Source organism: Halobaculum sp. CBA1158, assembly GCF_021431925.1.
Classification (GTDB): Archaea; Halobacteriota; Halobacteria; order Halobacteriales; family Haloferacaceae; genus Halobaculum.
The window spans coordinates 1,166,585-1,186,205 of record NZ_CP090371.1 but is presented as its reverse complement, the minus strand read 5'-3'; the positions used below and the strand labels follow the sequence as shown (position 1 = coordinate 1,186,205).

General features: G+C 70.0%; 23 protein-coding genes. 9 read left to right on the top strand and 14 right to left on the bottom strand.

Going from position 1 to position 19,621, the window contains the following annotated elements; translation table 11 throughout:
- Positions 1-96 precede the first annotated feature (96 nt).
- Positions 97-1,359 (top strand): TIGR00300 family protein, encoded by a 1,263-nt coding sequence (locus Hbl1158_RS06300; protein WP_234299205.1) that lies wholly within the window; start codon positions 97-99, stop codon positions 1,357-1,359.
- A gap of 15 nt (positions 1,360-1,374) precedes the next feature.
- Here Hbl1158_RS06300 and Hbl1158_RS06295 read toward each other — a convergent pair whose 3' ends face one another.
- Entirely contained in the window at positions 1,375-1,917 is a 543-nt protein-coding gene (locus Hbl1158_RS06295; RefSeq protein ID WP_234299204.1) for a GNAT family protein, read from the bottom strand.
- A 110-nt stretch (positions 1,918-2,027) separates the two neighbouring features.
- Positions 2,028-2,438, bottom strand: a complete 411-nt coding sequence (locus Hbl1158_RS06290) for a universal stress protein (RefSeq protein ID WP_234299203.1) — start codon at positions 2,436-2,438, stop codon at positions 2,028-2,030.
- Between the two features lie 109 nt (positions 2,439-2,547).
- Here Hbl1158_RS06290 and Hbl1158_RS06280 point away from each other — a divergent pair, with 109 nt between their 5' ends.
- A complete protein-coding gene (locus tag Hbl1158_RS06280; protein ID WP_321169950.1) occupies positions 2,548-2,883 on the top strand; it encodes an ABC transporter permease in 336 nt (111 codons plus the stop codon).
- A gap of 94 nt (positions 2,884-2,977) precedes the next feature.
- On the opposite strand, the gene Hbl1158_RS06275 is transcribed toward Hbl1158_RS06280, so the two are convergent.
- The 3 genes from Hbl1158_RS06275 to Hbl1158_RS06265 form a co-directional block, all read right to left on the bottom strand.
- Positions 2,978-3,430, bottom strand: coding sequence for a hypothetical protein (locus Hbl1158_RS06275; protein ID WP_234299201.1), 453 nt, complete (start codon positions 3,428-3,430; stop codon positions 2,978-2,980).
- A complete protein-coding gene (locus Hbl1158_RS06270; protein WP_234299200.1) occupies positions 3,427-3,939 on the bottom strand; it encodes a helix-turn-helix domain-containing protein in 513 nt (170 codons plus the stop codon). Before Hbl1158_RS06270 ends, Hbl1158_RS06275 begins: the two co-directional genes overlap by 4 nt.
- A 157-nt stretch (positions 3,940-4,096) precedes the next feature.
- Entirely contained in the window at positions 4,097-4,498 is a 402-nt protein-coding gene (locus tag Hbl1158_RS06265) for a hypothetical protein (protein WP_234299199.1), read from the bottom strand.
- On the opposite strand from Hbl1158_RS06265, the gene Hbl1158_RS06260 reads away from it, so the two are divergent.
- Entirely contained in the window at positions 4,497-5,504 is a 1,008-nt protein-coding gene (locus Hbl1158_RS06260) for a CARDB domain-containing protein (RefSeq protein WP_234299198.1), read from the top strand. The genes Hbl1158_RS06265 and Hbl1158_RS06260 overlap by 2 nt on opposite strands.
- Positions 5,501-5,902: a hypothetical protein gene (locus Hbl1158_RS06255; RefSeq protein ID WP_234299197.1), complete on the top strand. Its 402-nt coding sequence runs from the start codon at positions 5,501-5,503 to the stop codon at positions 5,900-5,902. The genes Hbl1158_RS06260 and Hbl1158_RS06255 overlap by 4 nt, the downstream gene beginning before the upstream one ends.
- Before the next feature lie 101 nt (positions 5,903-6,003).
- On the opposite strand, the gene Hbl1158_RS06250 is transcribed toward Hbl1158_RS06255, so the two are convergent.
- On the bottom strand, positions 6,004-7,413 hold the full coding sequence (locus Hbl1158_RS06250; RefSeq protein WP_255764190.1) for an FAD-dependent oxidoreductase: 1,410 nt from the start codon (positions 7,411-7,413) through the stop codon (positions 6,004-6,006).
- Positions 7,414-7,579: 166 nt separating this feature from the next.
- Here Hbl1158_RS06250 and Hbl1158_RS06245 point away from each other — a divergent pair, with 166 nt between their 5' ends.
- The gene (locus Hbl1158_RS06245) at positions 7,580-9,007 is read left to right on the top strand and encodes a dihydrolipoyl dehydrogenase (protein WP_234299196.1); all 1,428 of its coding nucleotides are present in this window, start codon (positions 7,580-7,582) and stop codon (positions 9,005-9,007) included.
- Between the two features lie 164 nt (positions 9,008-9,171).
- Positions 9,172-9,528: a hypothetical protein gene (locus Hbl1158_RS06240; RefSeq protein ID WP_234299195.1), complete on the top strand. Its 357-nt coding sequence runs from the start codon at positions 9,172-9,174 to the stop codon at positions 9,526-9,528.
- 85 nt (positions 9,529-9,613) lie between these two features.
- Here the strand turns inward: Hbl1158_RS06240 and Hbl1158_RS06235 are convergent, their stop codons facing one another.
- Entirely contained in the window at positions 9,614-10,570 is a 957-nt protein-coding gene (locus tag Hbl1158_RS06235) for a DUF3179 domain-containing protein (RefSeq protein WP_234299194.1), read from the bottom strand.
- A gap of 59 nt (positions 10,571-10,629) precedes the next feature.
- Positions 10,630-11,313, bottom strand: a complete 684-nt coding sequence (locus Hbl1158_RS06230) for a haloacid dehalogenase type II (RefSeq protein ID WP_234299193.1) — start codon at positions 11,311-11,313, stop codon at positions 10,630-10,632.
- A gap of 336 nt (positions 11,314-11,649) precedes the next feature.
- On the opposite strand from Hbl1158_RS06230, the gene Hbl1158_RS06225 reads away from it, so the two are divergent.
- Positions 11,650-12,123 carry a histidine kinase gene (locus tag Hbl1158_RS06225; RefSeq protein WP_234299192.1) on the top strand — a complete coding sequence of 158 codons (474 nt, stop codon included), beginning with the start codon at positions 11,650-11,652 and terminating at the stop codon, positions 12,121-12,123.
- A 49-nt stretch (positions 12,124-12,172) separates the two neighbouring features.
- On the opposite strand, the gene Hbl1158_RS06220 is transcribed toward Hbl1158_RS06225, so the two are convergent.
- The 4 genes from Hbl1158_RS06220 to Hbl1158_RS06205 form a co-directional block, all read right to left on the bottom strand.
- Entirely contained in the window at positions 12,173-12,865 is a 693-nt protein-coding gene (locus Hbl1158_RS06220) for a helix-turn-helix domain-containing protein (protein ID WP_234299191.1), read from the bottom strand.
- A gap of 110 nt (positions 12,866-12,975) precedes the next feature.
- Positions 12,976-13,356 (bottom strand): hypothetical protein, encoded by a 381-nt coding sequence (locus tag Hbl1158_RS06215; RefSeq protein WP_234299190.1) that lies wholly within the window; start codon positions 13,354-13,356, stop codon positions 12,976-12,978.
- A gap of 372 nt (positions 13,357-13,728) precedes the next feature.
- Entirely contained in the window at positions 13,729-14,592 is an 864-nt protein-coding gene (locus Hbl1158_RS06210; RefSeq protein WP_234299189.1) for a ZIP family metal transporter, read from the bottom strand.
- Positions 14,593-14,696: 104 nt separating this feature from the next.
- Positions 14,697-16,220: a molybdopterin-dependent oxidoreductase gene (locus Hbl1158_RS06205; protein WP_234299188.1), complete on the bottom strand. Its 1,524-nt coding sequence runs from the start codon at positions 16,218-16,220 to the stop codon at positions 14,697-14,699.
- A 286-nt stretch (positions 16,221-16,506) separates the two neighbouring features.
- Here Hbl1158_RS06205 and Hbl1158_RS17255 point away from each other — a divergent pair, with 286 nt between their 5' ends.
- A complete protein-coding gene (locus Hbl1158_RS17255; protein WP_303647455.1) occupies positions 16,507-16,623 on the top strand; it encodes an HVO_2523 family zinc finger protein in 117 nt (38 codons plus the stop codon).
- A 167-nt stretch (positions 16,624-16,790) separates the two neighbouring features.
- Positions 16,791-17,750: a phytoene/squalene synthase family protein gene (locus Hbl1158_RS06195; protein ID WP_234299187.1), complete on the top strand. Its 960-nt coding sequence runs from the start codon at positions 16,791-16,793 to the stop codon at positions 17,748-17,750.
- 64 nt (positions 17,751-17,814) lie between these two features.
- Here Hbl1158_RS06195 and cruF read toward each other — a convergent pair whose 3' ends face one another.
- Together cruF and Hbl1158_RS06185 are read right to left on the bottom strand one after the other, a co-directional pair.
- Positions 17,815-18,732, bottom strand: a complete 918-nt coding sequence (cruF, locus tag Hbl1158_RS06190) for a bisanhydrobacterioruberin hydratase (protein ID WP_234299186.1) — start codon at positions 18,730-18,732, stop codon at positions 17,815-17,817.
- On the bottom strand, positions 18,729-19,616 hold the full coding sequence (locus Hbl1158_RS06185) for a prenyltransferase (RefSeq protein WP_234299185.1): 888 nt from the start codon (positions 19,614-19,616) through the stop codon (positions 18,729-18,731). Before Hbl1158_RS06185 ends, cruF begins: the two co-directional genes overlap by 4 nt.
- Positions 19,617-19,621: the final 5 nt, after the last annotated feature.

Genomic DNA, 19,621 nt, shown 5'->3' with positions numbered 1-19,621 from the left:
GAACGGTCGACCGGAGAGTCGAGTCGGGCGAGCGTCGGTCGCGGCCGATACCGCACGCACGAGTAGCTTTTCACCGCCGGGGGGTAGAGGGGAGGTATGACCGTCAGCGACGTGGTCGAGCTGGAGGGCCACATCATCGACTCCGGCCTGATGGAGCGCGCGTTCACAGTCGTGATGGACCTCGGCGGCGAGTTCGACATCGAGGAGTTCGAGGTCGGGACGACCAAGACCGCCGAGTCGTACTGCCGGATGCGGGTCATCGCTCCCGACGAGGACACGCTGTACCCCATCCTCCACGAACTCCACCAGTCGGGCGCGACGCTCGCGTCGCCGGCGGACGCAGAACTGACGCCCGCGCCCGCGGACAACGTCGTCCCCCACGGCTTCTACTCGACGACGAACCACCCGACTGACGTGCGGATCGACGGCGAGTGGATCGGCGTCGAGGACATCGAGATGGACTGCGCCGTCGTCGTCGAGGGGGTCGAGCGCGGCGAGGACGGCACGGTCGTCGTCGACGGCGAGCCGGACGTGCGCGCCGAAACGAAGGTGCTCAACGGCATCGAGGCGGGCGACCTCGTCGTCACCGGCGACGCCGGAATCCGGGTGAAACCCCCGGAGCGACCCCGCGACTCCTCGGGGCCGTTCGGATTCATGCAGGGCGGGGTCTCCGCCGAGCGCCCCTCGAAGTCGCTCATCCGCGACATCGCCGAGGCGATCGCCGAGACGAAAGCGCAGGGCGGGCGCGTGCTGTGCGTCGCCGGGCCGGCGGTGATCCACGCCGGCGGCGGCCCGGGGCTCGCGCGGCTCGTCCGCGAGGGGTATGTCGACGCCATCTCCGCGGGCAACGGCTTCGCCGTCCACGACATGGAACGGTCGCGGTACGGCACGAGCCTCGGGATGGACGTGGAGACGATGGAGCACCCCCGAAAGGGACACAAACACCACATCTACACCATCAGCGAGGTGATCCGCGCCGGCGGCATCGAGGCGGCCGTCGAGGAGGGACTGGTCACCGAGGGCGTCATGTACGAGTGCGTCAGCAACGACCGCGACTTCGTGCTCGCGGGGTCCATCCGCGACGACGGTCCGCTTCCGGACACCATCACCGACGCCGTGGAGGCGCAACACGCCATCCGCGAGCAGGCCAGGGAGGCGGACCTGGTTCTCATGCTCTCGTCGCTGCTGCACTCGGTGGCGGTGGGCAACTGCCTCCCGTCGACGACGCGCACAGTCTGCGTCGACATCAACCCCGCCACCGTCACCCAACTGCTCGACCGCGGCTCCGCCCAAGCGGTCGGGATGGTGACCGACGTGGGGACGTTCGTGCCGCTGCTGGCCGAAGAGCTGCTCGAGTAGCCGGCGGCGACCGCGTCAGTCGTCCGATGCGCCGCCGGACCACTCGTCGGCGAGCAGGCCGAACCGCCTGACGTCGACGTGCTCGCCGTCGACGAACGCCTCCCGGCGGTGGCGTCCCTCCTCGACGAACCCGACCTTCTCGAGCACCCGGGCGGAGGCGGGGTTCGTCTCGTACACCTTCGCGGACACCTTGTGGAGGCGTCGCTCCGCGAACGCGTGGGCACACAGCTCGCTGGCGGCGTCGGTCGCGTAGCCGTTCCCCCAGGCGTCGGGCGCGAACTGATAGCCGAGCTCCGCCACCCCCCACGTCTCGTTCGGCGCGTTCAGGCCGACGATCCCGACCGGGTCGCCGTCGACGCACGCGAGCAGGTGCACCCCGCCGTCGTCGCCGACGGCGTCGATCCACTCGCGTTCGTCCGCCTCGCTAACCGGGGTCGCCATCGCGGTCCCCGCGCGGACCTGCGGGTCGTTAACCAACTCGGCCAGGAAGCCGGCGTCCTCGTCCTCGACCGTTCGCAACTCGACCGCCTCGCCGCTGCGGAACACGGGGCCAGGCATAGTTCATCCTGTTCACACGACGGTATTCAATGGTCCGGCGGCGTGGGACCGAGTCACACCCCTGCGGGGGCGCGGGACCGCGTCGCCTCCCGCGTCCCGGCCCGGCGTGACTACCGGCGGTCGTCGACGGGGACGACCCGCATCGGCACCGGCGACTGCATGAAGATGTCCTGCGCGACGCTGCCGAACAGCACCTTGCCCGTGGTCGAGCGCTTGCGAACGCCCATGACGATCTCGTCGGCGTCGTGACGCTCGACGAAGCCGATCACGTCCTCCGCGGGGGAGTTACCGCGGACGAGTTGGTGCGTCTCCACGTCGGTGACCCGCGAGAGCCGCGTCTCGACGACCGCGAGCGCCTCCTCGCCGCGGTCGAGTTCCCCCTGCGTGGTTCGGTCGCCGCCGCGGTGGGAGTTGACCGCGTGCACCGCGTCGGACGCGTCGAGTCGGGGCTCCAGGTAGTCGCACAGCACCTCGCTCCGTTCGGCCGAGTTCGTCGCCAGGACGTACAGCATGACCCCCATGAGAACCCCCTGAGTGGTAACTCTCCCGGCATATCCGCCCCCAGAGGGTGCTCCCCGCTCCCCGGGCCGTAGTGTCCAGATGAGCTGATTCCATGCGACAGCGAACGAGCTGGCAATTCTCACGCGGGATCAGGAATCGACGATCATCGGTGCGAACCTGCTGCAGTTCCCACTACTGTTCCTGTCGAGTGCATTTCTCCCGCTTGCGGCACTCCCCAGGTGGATTCAAATGTTCGCTCGGGTCAACCCCGTCACGTACGGCGTCGATGCGGCGCGCTCGCTGATGGTCGACCGGGACGTGATGACGGTCATCGAAGTATCCTGGTCGGCGGCCCCCCTCGACGGTGTGGTTCCCGGTGTGGCTATCCTGGCCGCCCTCGATCTGGTATTGGGTGGAATAGCCGTCTTCCTGCTTTCCCGGGCATCCAGTTCGGACGTACGGTAACTGGCTGGCGAGAAGGGGATTCGTAGAGAATAGTGAAACAGTCGGCGAGTACACGCAGCACCTTGGGAGGGGTGGTCGCGGTCGGTCGGCATCCTCACGGTGGGTTTGACGCAGTATTCAGCCGATCGACTGCAGCAGTCTCGTACGCTGCCCGCCACATTGTATGAACTGCACGCGTCACAAGCGAGACCTCGGTCACGTCGATACAGGACGGCTCGGCGTCCGTCGTCGTGGCCTCGGGCGGCGGGTGGAAATGGATCTCGGGCGAGTGTGTGTTCGGATGGCGATCGAATCGCCAATTGACGTCGTCGCTATCGGCGTAGTGAAACGAATACATCCCTAGTTCGCTCCATTGGATATCGAGCCGAGCGCTCTCGGCGTCGCCGAGTCCGTCGGTGAGACTGATCTGCAGTTCCGTGGGGGCGACGACGTCGTCGTACCCCGTTGCGTCGACGAGGGGCTCGAGTTCGAGCCACAGATCACGAATCCGCTGGAGTGCCGGCAGATAGATCGGCCCGAACTCGCCGGCCCGGTCGTCGTCGCTCATACCGCGAGCTGGTGGCTGGCCTCGTCGTAGGCGAGCGCGGCCTGGGCAACCGCGAGATTCTGCCGCGTTGTCCGCCACGCGGTGAGATCGTCCCAGCCGTCCGTCTCGTCGGCGTCGAGTTGCTGGGCGAGTTCCTCCGGTGACACCACGTCGTAGCAGTCCTCGTAACGCCGGATGTCGGCCTTCATGTCCTGGATGCTGTCGAGCAACTCCGCCCGATCGACTTCCGCACGCAGCTCGCGGATCCGGGACATCAACACTCGGTCGCTGTTGCGCTTGTACAGCGTCGTTTGGCCGTCTTGTTCCGTCTCGGCGAAGCCGGTGTTCACGAGGGTCTTGCAGTAGCGACGCGCCGTCGGCTCGCTCACGAGGGCGCGGTCGGCGATTGCAGCGGCCGACTGCCCGTCGTGTGTCTGTTCGACGATTTCGTACACACGCTCGAACGGCGTAGTATCGGCTTTCCAGTCCGCCTTGACCTGATCGTTGATGTCCTCCCCCGTCTCGGTCATACTGTGTGCTACACGGATGAGGAACTAATAGTTTTCTGAGAAAATTATCTGATGCCAGTTGTCGTGCCGGTGTGGTGTCAGGCTACCAGTTCCGCTGCCGTCTCGTGATGCGCCCGGATACTCGATAGCGTAACGCTCGCCACGGCAGCGGCCCCCACTATGTCACCCGCCGATCCACCTCCGGTCCGGCCTCGCAGAGACAGACGGCAGCGAAGCCGGCGGGATGGACGCCGGTCGTCACGCCGGTCTCCCCGTCCGCTTCGGCAAGAGTTCGCGCTCGACGTTGGATCCGCTCCGGACAGTCGAGGTCGGATGCGAGTCGTGGAATGTGCATCGTCGATGTCGCGGGGTAGGCCGAGAGTCCCAGCTCTTCGTCGTTCGAATCGTGCGTCGCGGAGATCTGCGGGAAGGAGTCTCTTCTAACCAGCCGCTTAGACGGTCGTTTTCGGGTACAGATCATCTTAAAACTGCACCGCCTCGCGTTTCGATCCGTATCTGAACACCGCTCCCCGAGCGGGCACAAAGCGTATACCGAGTCCCTGTGCAGTTGCGAGAGCATGTCACGAGAACGACGGCTGACCGCCGGTGCGGTCGCCGTCCTGCTCGTCGCCCTCCTCGGGGTGGCGGTCGTCCCCGGCGTCCTCGCGGACCCGTCGACGGACGACCCGGTCCGCCCCGGTCCCGTCACGATCGCCGAACCGCCGGCGATCGCGGCCGGCGAGGTCGACGGCGGCACGGCGGAGCTCCGGCTCACGACCAGGATCGGCCACGGCGGCAACCCGACCGACAACGTCTCCGTCCGGGTCCGCGCGTACGACGCGGAGTCCGGCCTGCTCGCGACCGAGCGGACGGTCGAGTTGGAGGAACTCACGGGCGACCGGAGCGTCCCCGTCAACGCGACACTCCGGGTGCCACGAGAGGGCGGATACACCATCGAGACGACGCTGTTTCGCGACGGCCGCGCGGTCGACGGCGACCGTCGCTCCGTCTCGGGGCTCGACGCGCTGGGCCGGGACGTGACGTTCACCCGCAGCGAGGCGGTGCCGGCGCTGTCGGTGTCGGTCGCGGACGTCGACGAGGCGGCCAACCGGACGACGCTGGCGGTCGCGGCCTCGCTGACGAACGACGGAACGGTCGAGAGCGGCGACCTCCGCGTCGAGGTCGTCCTCAGACAGGCCGACTCGAACCTCGTCGCCGACCGGGAGTCGACCACGGTGACGGGTATCGGTGCCGGCGAGACCGCGGACGCGACGACCGAGCTGACGGTCCCGTCGGCGTACAACTACTACGTCGACGCCGCGCTCTACCGCGACGGTCGGCTCGTCGACACCGCGCGGTCGGTCGCGAACCTCGACCCGACCGAGACGATCGACGCCGACGAGACCACCCGCGACGTGGAGTTCGAGGTCGGCGACTTCGAGGGCGGCGACGACGGTCGCGACACCCCCCCGCCCGCCGACGAGGCGACGCGGACCTCCACGGCGAACCCCGGCTTCGGCCCGGTCGTCGCGGCCGTCGCCGTCGTCGGCGCGGCCCTGCTGGCACGGAGGCGGATCCAGTCATGAGCGAACACGACGACACCGAACACGGCGACGTGTCCACGAGCGACGAGGCATCGAGCGCGAGCGAAGCGACCGCGGGGGAGGGGCCCGTCGGCGGCGGTGAGTCCGCCGAGGGCGACCCCGCGGGCGACGGCGGCACGACCGACGGCGACGCCGCAAGCGACGCCGCCGACGGCTCGACGGGTCGCGACTTCGCTCGCTACGTCAACTACCTGGCGCTCGCGGCGCTCGTGATCCTCGCGCTCGTCGCGGGGATCCAGTTCTACGGCGCGGTGTCGCGGACGATCAACGAGTGGGTCGTCGCCGAGTACCGCTCGCTGTTTCACGCGGCGTTCAACCTCGCCGTGTTGCTGGCGGCCGCCGCGGGCATTTCGGTGCAGGTCCGGCGCGTGAGCGACTGATCGGGAGGCGACGACGGAGGTCGCTCGGCTCGGGACATCCCTGTCGCGTCCGAACACCACGGAGACGGGTCGCCCGTTCGTTCGAGAGGCGATCGAGAGCGTCAGCGCTTTCCCTCGACCACCTTCGCGGCCGTGAGCACGGGGTCCCACGTCGTGTTGAACGGCGGCGCGTACGCGAGGTCGTAGTTCGCGAGGTCGCCGACGGCGACCCCCTCGGTCACAGCGCCGACGAGCGCGTGGCTTCGGTGGACCGCTCCCTCACCGTACTCCGAGACGAGGCTGCCCCCGAGCATTCGACCCGACGGCCGATCGACCGTCAGCGTCACGTTGACCGTTCCGCCCTCGGGGTAGTAGCCCGCCCGCGACTTCGCGGAGATGGTCTCGGTCATCGGATCGAACCCCGCAGCGCGCGCCTCCTCGTGGTCGAGGACGCCGGTCCGGGCGGCCTCCAACTCGAAGGCCTTGACCGCGGCCGTTCCGGCGACGCCGCCGCCCTCGGTCGGCGTTCCGGCGACCGTCTGCCCGATCGCCCGCCCGTGCCGGTTCGCCGTCAGCGCGAGGGGGACGTACACCGGCTCGCCGGTGACGACGTGTTCGGCCTCCGCGCAGTCGCCGGCGGCGTACACGTCGGAGACGTTCGTCTCCCGGTAGGCGTCGGTCGCTATCGCGCCCGTCTCGCCGAGTTCGATCCCCGCGTCCTCGGCCAGTTCCGTCCGCGGACGGACGCCCGTCCCGACGAGGACCATCTCGACGGGCACGCGCTCCTCGTCGGTGAGAACCGCCTCGACGGCGTCGCCGCCGGCGAGTTCGTTGACCGCCGCGCCGAGGTAAACGGCCACGTCCTGCTTGGCGAGGTGCTCGCGAACCGCCTCGCTCGTGGCCTCGCTGAACTGCTTCAAGATCCGGTCGCCCCGCTGGAAGAGGTGGACCTCGAAGTCGTTGGCGGCGAGGGCCTCGGCCATCTCGACGCCGATGTAGCCGCCGCCGACGATCCCGACCGGCCCGCGACACGTCTCGAGGAACTGGCAGGCGGGGCCGCTGTCGGGCTGCTGGAGGTCGCCCTCCGAGCGCGCCCGTGCGACGTACTCTCGGAGCTCCTTGCCGTCAGCCATCGATCCCAGGGTGTAGACGCCCTCGCGGTCGATCCCGTCGATCGGCGGTTCGACCGCCCGCGCCCCCGTCGCGACGAGGAGGCTGTCGTACGACTGCGTGAGCGTTCCCCCCTCGTGGCGCGCGGTGACCGTCCGGTCGTCGGGGTCGATGCCGACGACGTCGTGACCCGTCCGGAGGTCGATGTCGCGTTCCTCGCGGAACTCCTCGGGCGTCACCGACACGAGGTCCTGCAGCGACTGTATCTCGCCTTTGACGTAGTACGGAAGCCCGCACGCGCCGTAGGAGACCCACTCACCCCGCTCGAAGACGACCACGTCGAGGTCCGGGTCGTCACGTTTGGCCTTACTCGCGGCGGACATCCCGGCGGCGTCGCCTCCGACGATGACGAACGTTGACACGGGCGGATCCTCTCCGACGGCGATAATAAACGCCCCGCGGGTGTGTGCGGGATCGACCGACCCTCCGAGGTCCGTCGGCGGCCCCGAGCCGCCGGACCGGATCGGCCTGGCGACCGCCGGACACACCGACCGGTGATTGTTGTACCCGCTCGCCGACTGCGGAGGTATGGACGAAGTCGACTTCCTCGTCATCGGGTCGGGATCCGGACTCGACGTCGCGAACGCCGCCGCGAACCAGGGCCAGTCGGTCGCGGTGGTCGAGAAGGGTCCCCTCGGCGGGACCTGCCTCAACCGCGGCTGTATCCCGTCGAAGATGCTGCTGTACCACGCGGAGATACTCGAGACGATCGAGCGCGCCGGCGAGTTCCACATCGACGCGACCGTCGACGACGCGGACTTCTCGGCGATCGTCGAGGAGGTCACCGCGGAGGTCGAAGGGGACTCGGAATCGATCCGGGACGGACTCCGGTCGTCGCCGAGACACGACCTCTACGAGGGCGAGGGTCGGTTCGTCGACGACCGCACCGTCGAGATCGTCGGCGGCGACGACGACGGCACGCGGGTCTCAGCGGACACGGTCCTCATCGCGGCGGGGACTCGACCGTCGGTCCCGCCGATCGACGGGATCGACGACGTGGAATACCTGACCAGCACGGAGGCGCTGCGACTGGAGACGCCGCCGGAGCACCTCGTCGTCGTCGGCGGGGGGTACATCGCGGCCGAACTCGGCCACTTCTTCGAGACGTTCGGGAGCGAGGTGACGATCGTCGGCCGTCGGCCGACGCTCCTCCCCGACGCGGACCCCGAGGTCGCGGAGGCGTTCACCGAGCGCTACGCCGACCGGATAACCGTCCACACGGGACACGCCGCGACGGCGGTCTCGGAGTCCGACGGCGAGGTGACGGTCGAGGCGAGGCCGTACGAGTACGGGGAGGACGCCGGCGAAGTCGACGACGGGGAGGCGGTGTCGGTGACCGGCGACGAACTCCTCGTCGCCGCCGGACGGACGCCCAACACGGACACGCTGAACCTCGATGCGACGGCCGTCGAGACCGACGACGCGGGGTTCGTCGAGACCGACGAGTACCTCCGAACCGACGCCGAGGGGGTGTGGGCGCTGGGCGACATCGTCGGCGAGTACCTCCTGAAGCACAGCGCGAACCACGAGGCACAGGCCGTCGCAAGGAACCTCCTCGGCGACGACCTCGAACCGGTCGACTACACGGCGATGCCGTTCGCCGTGTTCGCGTCGCCCGAGGTCGCGGGCGTGGGCGCGACCGAGGACGACCTGCGGGGGACCGACCGCGAGTACGCCACCCGCACGTACCGGTACGACCAGACCGCCCGCGGGAGCGCGATGAAGGCCGACGGCTTCCTCAAGGCCATCATCTCGCTCGAGGGGGAGATCCTCGGCTGTCACATCGTCGGCCCGGAGGCGTCGAACCTGATCCAGGAGGTCGTCGTCGCGATGCGATCCGGGTCCGGAACCGTCCGCGACATCCGCGAGTCCGTCCACGTCCACCCGGCGCTCTCGGAGGTCGTCCAGCGCGGCTTCTCCGGACAGTTCAGCCGGGGCGACACCGACCGCTCGTAGCGCCCGCGGCTCCGTGGTCGTCCGTCTCCGACAGTCGTAACGGACCCCCTGCGCCGGCCGATCCGACCGGTCTCCAATGCGGTATATAAGCCCGTGCCGCGGTCGCGGCGACCGCGCACGTCCACGCATCCACTATATTCCTGACCGCTGTACGGTGAGACGTAATGACGAAAGCAGCGATCATCATTCTGGCGGACACGGACGGACACGAGAACCTCGGGCGCGTCGTGAACGGACTCGAGGCGGCGAAGGAGTTCGCCGAGAACGACGAGGACGAACTCGAACTGATCTTCGACGGCGCGGGGACGACGTGGGTACCCGAACTCGAGGACGAGGACCACGACTACCACGACCTCTATCAGTCGGTCCGCGACGACGCGGCCGTCTGCGACTACTGCTCGGGCGCGTTCGGCGTCGCGGACGCCGTCGCGGACTCCGGCGTGGTCACGGTCGACGACAACGACGGCCACCCCAGCGTCCGGAATCTCGTCGCCGACGGCTACGAAGTCATCACGTTCTGACGGCGACTCTGGGCCGATTTTCCGGTATCGCGTCGACTCCTACCGACGGGGTCGCTGAGGCAGGCGCTGCGAGCCGGCGCGCTCCTCACGGATCCAGAAACGCGTCCGGGCCGTGATCGTCGCGCCACGCGAACGCGAACAGCCGGCGGGTCGGCACGCGCTCCAGTCGGCGACCGTCGTCACCGCGCCCCGTCGCTGGCTCCCACGTCGTCCCGTCGCCCCGGATGGTTCCCTCGTCGGCGTCGAGCACCAGTTCGAACCCGGGGTCGACGTACCCGTGGATCCCGTCGTCGTCGGTCGCGACGACGACCACGTCCCGGCGGCCGACGCTCGCGGTGACGACGCCGCCGGCCTCGCGCACGGTCGGGAGCGGAACGCCGAGCGCGTCGTCCCCGACCTCGATCCCGAGGACCGCAGTCTTGGGGTCGAGGTCCGTCCGGTTCCACTCCCGCTGGTCGCCCTCGCCCACGTGCGCGTTCAGGCCGTAGCCGTCGCCCTCGAAGTACGACGCGTAGGGCGTCCCGTCGTAGTCTATCTCTCGGGGAGTGGCGTCCTCGCCCGCCGCCTCGCTGGTTCCGCCGGGGGGTCGGAGGACGACTCCCTCCGGATACGACTCCCGGAACGTCGCCCAGGTGGTGACGGACGCGGGTCGGACCGCGAGCTCCGCGCCGGACAGCGGGCCGTCGATGCAGCGGCCGCTCGACTGTTTCCACTCGCTTTCGGTCCCGCGGTCGTACATCACGAGGTCGTCGTCCGCGAGCTTGCCCGAGACGCCGAACTCCAGTACCGTGTCGTCGTGGGTGCGATCGTAGACGATCGCGCTTCCGCACAGCGGACACCAGGTGACCGCGACGGGATCGCCGCCGACCACGTCGTTCACGATCTCGTGGAACTGGAGGTATCGGATCGGGTACGCCCGCGGGCGGTCGTCGCCCTCGATCACGACGACGCGGTCGCCGTCGTCGCCGTTGTACGTCTCGCCGAAGGAGGGGTCCTCGACGCTGGGTATCGCGTCTTTCGGAATGACTCGTCTGACGTTCATGGGTTCTCGTGTGTCGTTGTCGTGGTCCGGATTCGAGCGACGAGTCGATCGCGTTTCGCTCAGACGCCGAGGGCCTCCGCGAGTTCGTAGAACGTCTCGATCGTCACGTCGGGCTCGGGCCCGAACGGCTCCCAGGGGCTCGCCTTCCGGTCGACCCACGCCGCCTGCATCCCGGCGTGTTGCGCGCCCATCACGTCGAACCAGCCGGCGGTGACGTGAACGATCTCGTCTATCGGCGTCCCGGTCCGCGCGGCGGCGTGTCGGTAGATCTCGGCGTCGGGCTTGAACGTCTCCACCTCGTCGGCGCTGATCGTGTCCGTGAGGATGTCGCCGATGTCGGCGTGTTCGACCATCGAGTCGAGCATCTCGGGGTTGCCGTTCGACACGACGTAGCAGTCGTAGCCGCCGTCGCGGAGCCGTTCGATCCCGTCGCGCACGTCCGCGAACACGTCGAGTTCGTGATACACCGCGAGGATCTCGTCGCGGGCGTCCGTCGAGATGTCGACGCCGTGGGCGTCGAGCGCGTACTGGAGGGCGTCCCGGTTCATCTCGTAGAACGGCTGGTAGGCGTCGATAGCGTTCGAAACGAACGTGTACTCGAGCGAGCGGGCGCGCCAGAGCTTCGACACCGGCTCGGGATCCTCCACCCGTTCCGCGAGCGCCTTCTCGGCGGCGTCAACGTCCACGAGCGTGCTGTACGAGTCGAACGTCACCGTCGAGACTCGCTCCGGATCGAACGTCATACCAGGACGAATGCGAATGGCTCACATAATACTCCGGAAAGAGACATCGATACACCGACACGATCGCGTCCCTCCCGGTACACGATCTGGTTCGTTCCGGTACACGGTCGCGTTCGACCCGGTACACGATCTGGTTCGTTCCGATGGATTTCGCGTGAACGCGTGGGTGTCGGGGGACGCGTAGGGAGGTGTGGGGGAGGCGTGAGGAAGCGCGAGGGGCGTCGAGAGCCGTGAGGACGGCGGCAATCTCTTCCGGTATATGAACCTACCGCCGTCTTGTCGGAGCCGTGAGGACCGAGGGCGTGCTATATACCGACACACCGTCAGACCAACCGCATGTCTACCACCACCGAAGCCGCTCACGAGACGGAGTCGACGCCAGGGAACTGGCGGGCGGGAGTCGTCGCCGGCATCGCCGGCGGGATCGCGATGGGCGTCCTTGTCGTCGCGATGAACGAACCGACAATCGCCGTCGCGATCCCGTCGCTGTACGGGCTCGCTCCCCCCGCCGCTCCGGCCGCCGGTCTCGCCGTACACATCTCACACGGCGCGGTACTGGGCGTCGTGTTCGCGGGGATCGCGGGGATGTCCGGAATCGAGGACGCGCCGAAGCTCATCGGGGCCGGCGCGGCGTGGGGCGTCGCGACCTGGGCCGTGCTGGCCGCGCTGGTGATGCCGCTGTGGCTCGGTGCCGTCGGGTCGCCGGCGAGTCCGCCGTTCCCCAACTTCGCGCCGCCCTCGCTCCTGTGGCACGTCGCGTACGGCCTCGTCCTCGGGGGCGTCTACGCGGCGACGGACGACTCCGTCTGATCGGTCGTCTGGACGTCTGGCCGGTCCGGCCGAGTCGTTCGCCGGCCGGTCAGACCTCTCGAAACACCGTCCACTCGTCGTTCGACGACGACCGGACGATCCCCTCGACCTTCTGTCGACTGAGGTCGTCGAGCCGCGCCGTCGCCTCGGCGGCCCATCGGAGGAACGACCGGTGGAACCGATCGCGGACGACCGCGGGCGGCACCGGCGAGTAGACGTACACGTCGCCGCCCTGGTCGAGGATCTGTCGGCGCTTCTCCAGGACGCCGAGGTCCGCGAGGTGGTTCAGGTGTCGCGAGACGACGGTCCGCTCGTACTCGACCCGCGCGGTCAGGTCGGCCACGGTCGACGGTCCGCCCTCCATGATGCACAAGCAGACGTCGAGTTCCGCGGGGGACATCCCGAAGACGACCCGCAGGACCTCGTCGAGGTCGACCTCGCCGACCGCACTCCCGGCCTCGCGATCGCTTCCCCCCGTCCCGTCCGATCCGCCCTCTTCGCCCGCCCCGTCACCGTCGGTCGCGTCCCGGCTGACGGCCCCGGTTCGGGGGATCGCATCGCGTCCGCCGGTGGGGTCGCGTTCGGCGGTCGCACCGGACGCAGCGGGACCGGACGGGCCCGCCGGGCCGCCACCGATACGGTCCATGGGCGACGCACAACACGTGACCTCGCCGCCGCCGATCGCCAGGTTTCCACACGACGAGCACTCCATGAGTCGGGCCGAGTCGGTCTGGGAGGCCATACACGGGGGGTCACCGACGCGATACTAAAGCGGGTCGCGGTGTGGCGTCCCCGACGGGCGAGCGGACAGACGATCCGGTCCCGTGGGGCGATCCGACGGAGCGAGCGACCTCACTCGGGAACGCGGACCTCCCACTCCAACGTCTCCTCGTCCGCCTTGAAATCGGTGTACTCCCAGACGAACGTGACCCACTCGGCGTCGGCCGGGACGGCCCCGTACACCCACCCGTCCACCGTGGCACCCACGCCGAATGTGCCGCTGTTGTCGTACAGATCGACGCTCGGGTCGTCGAGCGATTCGGCCTCGTGATCGGAGTCGGTGCGGACCTCGTAGTCCGAGCCGTCGTGGGTGTAGCCGAGGCGGTAGGGAGGATTCAGCAGTTCGTCCGCGCGGTTCTCGGCGCGCAACTCGACGAAGAGGTAGACGAACCCCTCACCGGGGCGCTGCCGTTCCCCGTCGACCGCGATACTCGACACCACCATCGGGTTCATCACAGTCAACGCGATCTCCCCGTAGACCGTGGTGCGGTCCTCGGGCGCGGGGGTCCGCGTCGGCGTCGGCGACGGGGTCGCCGTCGGTTCCGGCGTCCCAGTCGGCTCGGGGGTCGGCGTCTCGCGCGGAGTCCGCGTGTGCTAGCTCGACCGCGAGGCGGACGACGGTGTCGACCCCCCGGAGGCGGTCCGTGTGACCGCGTAGCCGCCGACGCCGAGGAGTCCTAGGGCAGCCAACGGGCCGATGAGCGCTCGTCGCTTCACGTCGGCGTGCTGACGGACGGCGGTAATAACGGTTCGGACCGGCGACCGGCCGGGTTTCACGGCCCGACAGTCGCCGGATCGATCCGCCGCCGGTCTCCCGCCTGCGACTCACGCCACGACGGTCCACGCGAGGAACACCGCCAGGCCGCCGACGGCCGTGCTGGCGACGGCGTGAACGCGGAGCCGGTCGAGCAGCTCGTGGGCGTCGCCCTCGTGTTCGAGCGACTCGTGGACCTCGCTGCCGATCTCACACTCGGGGAGGAAGTCCATCGCGACGTGGAGGAACACGCCGGTCGCGAAGCCGAAGACGACGCCCCGCACCGCCCCGGAGGCGGGGAGCGCGAGGAACGACGAGGCGACGGCGGCGACGCCGACGCCGGCGGCGGGCAGGAGGATCGCGGACCAGTCGCCGCCGCGGCCGGCGAAGCGGTGGACGGCCGCGTAGCCCGCGGGGCCCTTGTGCGAGACGATAGAGACGCCGAGCAGCAGGCCGAGTTCGGGCATGTTGCCGTAGATGATGCCGATGATCGCGCCGGCGCTGACGGCGTGGGCGGTCAGCTCCGCGAGCGAGCGATCGACTGGGAGGTCCATGTGAGCGAGTCGGTGCCCGAGGGTGTGTGCGCCGTAGCCGACGAGCAGGCCAAGCGCGACGCCGAAGCCGCCGAAGACGGCGTGCTGGCCCATCGCCTGCGGGAGCAGGAACACCGCCGCGCTCGTGATCATCGCGCCCGCGGCGAGCCCGTACCCCCACACGAGCGTCCCGGTGTGGTGCCGGGGCGCTCGCGACCCGAACCAGCCCGCCACCGACATCGCCGCGAACGCGATCCAGCCGATCCCGAACAGCTTCACCCGGCCGGTCGCGAGCGCGAGTCCGCTCGCGGCGACCAACGCCGCCGTCGACGCCGCGCCGACGAGGGCGGCCCCGCCCCCGACCACGCGGTCGTCGCCGGCGAGGTCGCGCGTATCGCTCATGGTTCCACACGCGCGACGAGCGCCGGTAATCCCTCCGATCGACCGTCGGCGACCCCGGAGCGAGGGGACGGGACGGGATACTGGGATATTCCGTCTGTCCCGCCCTACGGCGAGACCGTCCGCGAGACCCACCCCGACGCGCCGTTGGGGAACGGATCGGACTCCTCGCTCGGCTGGACCGTCCCGTCGGCCTCGATCGCCCGGACGACCACCTCGTGTTCGGCGTCGGCCTCGTAGGTGTAGCGCCACCCTCGCCAGGCGTCCTCGGCCTCGCCGTCGACGACCGCGGGGTCGTCTGCCTCGGCGGTCGCCGGCGTCGCCCCGGGCAGGCGATCGGTGAGCTCCGCCTCGGTCCAGGTGTCGCCGCCGTCGGTCGACACCTCGACGGTCGAGACCCCCCGGACGCCGGCGTAGGCGTGGCCGCCGACGGACACCGTACCGTCGTCGGTCTCGACGTGGTGGAGCGTCGCGGTCGTCGACACCGGGCCGGTGCCGTGCCAGCCGCGCTCCTCCCAGTAGCCGGTCGCCTCCTCCTCCAACACCTCGATCTCGGAGATCCACTTCACGTTGATCTCGCCCCAATGGCCGGGGACGAGGAGGCGAACCGGCGCGCCGTGGCCCCGCGGGAGGGGCCGGCCGTTCATGCGGAACGCCAGCATCGCGTCCGAGAGCGCCGAGACCGGGAACTCCTGGTAGTAGTCGTCGGCGGCGCGGACCATCACGCAACAGCCCTCCTCGCGGACCCCGGCGTCCGCCAGCAGGTCCGAGACGGGGACGCCAGTCCACAGCGCCGTGTCGAACTTCCGGCCGTTCAGCTGGTCGCCCACGCACCGCAGCGTGACGAAGCGGTGCTCGGTCGGACGCTCGCGCAGGGACGCGAAATCCACCTCCAGCGGCTCGGTCACGGACCCCGTGAGCCGGAGGGTCCACGTCTCCGGATTGACTCGGGGGTCGGCGGCGTTGATGTCCACCTGATAGAACGACTCAGAGACGAGCGGCTCCGCGCCCGAGAGGTCGAACGAGCGGTCGTCGGCCGTCGCGAGCAGGCGTTCGACGACGGGGTCGATCTCGACGTCCTCGTCGGCGGCGTCGCCGCCGCCCGAGTCGCGGACCGCACGCGCGAGCGGCCCCGCGCCGGCGACGGCGACGGTCGCGAGGGCGACGCCCGCCGAACGGAGCAGACCGCGCCTGGCGCGACTCACCTCGCCCGTCGCCGCCCGACCGGCGAGGCCGACGCTCGCGCCGCCGGCGACGCCGCCGACGAGGGCCGCCCCCGGCGACACGGCGATCACGAACGCCGCGAGCGCCTGAGACGCGCCCGCCAGGAACACTATTTCCGCGCGATCCCGGCCGGCGGCGCGACCGAACCGGAGCGCGAGCGCCGCGACGGCGGCGAACAGGCCGACGGTGACCGCGCCCGCGCCGGCGACGAGCAGCGGTTGGCCGGCGCTGCCGAGCCCCTGGATCCCGGCCGCCAGCAGCGCGTCCGGCATGAGCAACAGCAGGGTCTGTGCGACCGCGACGACGACCCACCGGGGGGAGAAGCCGGTCACGAGGAACGTCCCGGCGACGACCGCGACGCCGGAGGCGGCCGCGACGGCGAGACGACGCGGGGTGGATTCGTCCATTCGACCGGATAACGGGCTGCAGGCGTAAATCGGTACCGCGGTCGGGCGACCGGAGGGCCGATCCGATGGTCGGCGGCGACTGGAGTGCGCCGACCGACGGGCCGACCCGAATCGCTTTGACCCGTCGGGATCGACTCGGCACATGGGCGAGGCGGACGCGACGACTGTGGGGAACGGAGACCGCGACAGCACCGCCGACCGCGACCGCGACAGCGCCGCCGACCGCGCGGGCGACGACCCGGACGCGACCGAGGAGGGACGAACGGCGACTGAGAGAGACGGAACCGTGAAGCGAACCCGACCGTGTCCCTACTGCGGCGCGTCGATGGTTCACCGCCATTGCGAGTACGTCTGCCCGCAACACGGCGTCGTCTTCGACTGCTCGGATCCGTTCTACGGCTGACCCGAACGCCTCCGGGCGGGTCGTCGGGTGTAACCAGGAGGTCGATCGCGACCCGAAACCGGGCAGCCGCGCGCACCAACTGTTATGGTGTCGGCCGCCGTATTGGTGTTCGTTCAGATGCGCCGACGGGACACTTCCGACCGAGCGCGTGGTTCGCGAGTCCGGCGATGGTAGACGACGATCAGATCGCCCGGAGCAAGCGCATCCAACAGCGGACGGGAAAGACCTTCCACTTCGCGACGCGAGTGCTGCCCGAACGGGTGCGTGAGCCGACGTACGTGCTGTACGCGTTCTTCCGGGTCGCCGACGAGGTCGTCGACGCCGCCGAAACGGCCCCGCCAGCCGAACAGCGCCGCGAACTGGATCACCTCCGCGACGCGGCGCTCGGGCGCGAGGAGGCAGACGACCCCGTCCTCGCCGCGTTCGCGGAGATGCGCGAGGAGCACGGTATCGCCGACGAGGACGTGGAGACGTTCATCGAGGCGATGCGGTCGGACATCGACACCGACCGGTACGAGACGTACGACGACCTGGAGGCGTACATGGACGGGTCCGCCTCCGCGGTCGGCCGGATGATGACCGCGGTGATGGAGCCCGACGAGCCCGAGGCGGCGCTGCCGCACGCGACGGCGCTGGGCGAGGCGTTCCAGCTGTCGAACTTCCTGCGCGACGTGCGCGAGGACGTCGTCGACCTCGACCGGGTCTACCTCCCGCAGGAGACGCTGCGCGAGTACGGCGTCACCGAGGACCAACTGAAGCGCTTCGAGTTCGACGAGCGCGTCGAGGCCGTGATGCGTCACGAACTGCGCCGCGCGGAGTCGCTGTACAAGGAGGGGGTCGCCGGGATCAAGTACCTCCCCGAGGACTGCCAGTTCGCCGTGTTGCTCGCGGCGGTGCTGTACGCCGAGCACCACGCGCTCATCCGCGAGCGCGGGTTCGACACTCTCTCGGAGACGCCCTCGCTGTCGACGCTCCGCAAGCTGAAGCTGTTCGTCAGGACGCGCTGGGCGTGGTTCCGGAGCAAGGACCCAGAGACGGTGTTCCGACGCGTCTCGTGTATCCCCTACGGCGACAGCGACTCCAGTCACTCGGGCGCGGGCCACGGCGACCACGTCGCCGCTCGCTGACGGGCCGCCGCCGGCCGACGACCTGTCTCGCCCGGTCTGTCGACCGGCGACCGGCGACGCTCCCTCAGACCGCCTGTCGCAGCAGCGACGCGTCGAAGCGGTCCGCCCGGATCAGGCCGACGCCGACGGCGACGGCGACCGCGCAGGCGACGGGGTTCAGGAACCACAGGTTCACCCCGCCCCACAGGAGCACGAAGCTCACCATGTCGTCGAGCATGAACTCGCAGTCCGCGAGCCGCCGACGCAGCGCCGCGCGGTCGAAGGCGGCGTCGAGGACGACGACGGCCACCGTGGCGGAGACGACCCAGCCGGCGTAGTTCGAGAGGGGGACGCCGTAGAACCCCCCGCCCGAGAGCACGCCGAGCGCGCCCGCGTTCGCGACCCCCTCGTACGCCCAGAAGCCGAGCGCGACCGCGCCCGGGTCGAGCACCACGTCGAGCACGAGCACCAGCGCGATCACCGCGAGCAGGCGGGTCGCGGTCCGCTCGGCGCGGTCGCCCAGCAGGAGCAGACACAGCAGGTACGCGTTCGCGACCAGCGGGAGGAAGAACACCGGCAGGCCGAGGGGAACGCCGCCAAGTTCCGGCCCGAGCGCGACGAGGTACTCGAACTCGCCGTAGGGCCACCCGGTCGTCACGCCGACGTACTCGATCGCGTATGCGTACGCCGACAGGAGGCCGATCCCCGCGAGTTCGCGTCGGCCGACGAGCGGCGCGAGACCGACCACGAGCGGCGAGCGCATCACGAGCGTCCCCAGCAGGATCATGCCGCCGTTGAACGCCAGCGGCGCGAGCGCCGTCCCGTCGAAGACGCCCTCGGCGCTGGCGACGAGCAGCACGGCACCGACGACGGGGAAGACGACGGAGATGGTGAATCGGTTCTCGCGCACGAGCGCGTCCAGCCGCGACTCGGCCTCCCGGCGGTCGGCGGGCACGGCCTCGCGGAGCGCCGCGAGCCGCCCGGGTCCGGTCTCGGGGCTCACGGGAGCACCGCCCCCGGGGGAACGATCCGCGTCAGCGCGCCCATCGTGAGCAGCGCGCCGACGACCGTGTTGATCGCCGGGAACCACCAGTACGCCCGGTCGATCGCGACGCCGGCCCAGCGCACAGCGGCGACCAGCGCCGGGTACGCGAGCAACACCGCTCCGATCCGCGGGTCGACCAGCGCGAACCCGCCCGCCGCGGCGAGCCAGCAGCCCGCGCAGTACGCGAGCGTCCGTGACTGGCCGAGTGCGGTCGCCGTCGTCCGGATCCCGGCCGCGCGGTCCGGTTCGATGTCGGGGATCGCCGAGAACGTGTGCATCCCCATCGCCCACAGCCACGCGCCCGCCAGCGCCGCGGCCGGCGGGGCCGCTCCCGCGACTAGTGCGTACGCGGCGGCACCGGGGAGGACGTACAGCCCGTTGGAGAGCGAGTCCAGCAGCGGCGTCGTCTTGAACCGCAGCGGCGGAGCCGAGTACTGCGCGCCGAGGACGAAAAAGCCCGCGAGGAACGGCCACGCCGCGGGCGGCGCGATCGCGAACGTGCCCGCGCCCAGCGCCAGCGAGGCGACGACGACCGCGGGGACGAGCCTGTCGCCCCCGTAGCGCACCTCGCGGCCGTCCTTCTTCGGATTGCCCTCGTCGACGTCGCGGTCGAACACGTCGTTGACGCCGTAGAGGAACAGGTTCGCCGGGAGGAGGAAGTAGGCGAACAGGAGGACGTTCTCGGGGGCGAACAGCTCCGCGACGGTCGTCGCGGCGAAGGCGACGCCGACGACGATCGGCCCCGCGAGGTACAGCCAGAACCGCGGGCGCGACAGCTTCAGGAGGTAGCGGGCGCTCGCGACGGGGCCGGCGCGGTCCGTGCGGTCGGCTGTGGCGGACATCGTTT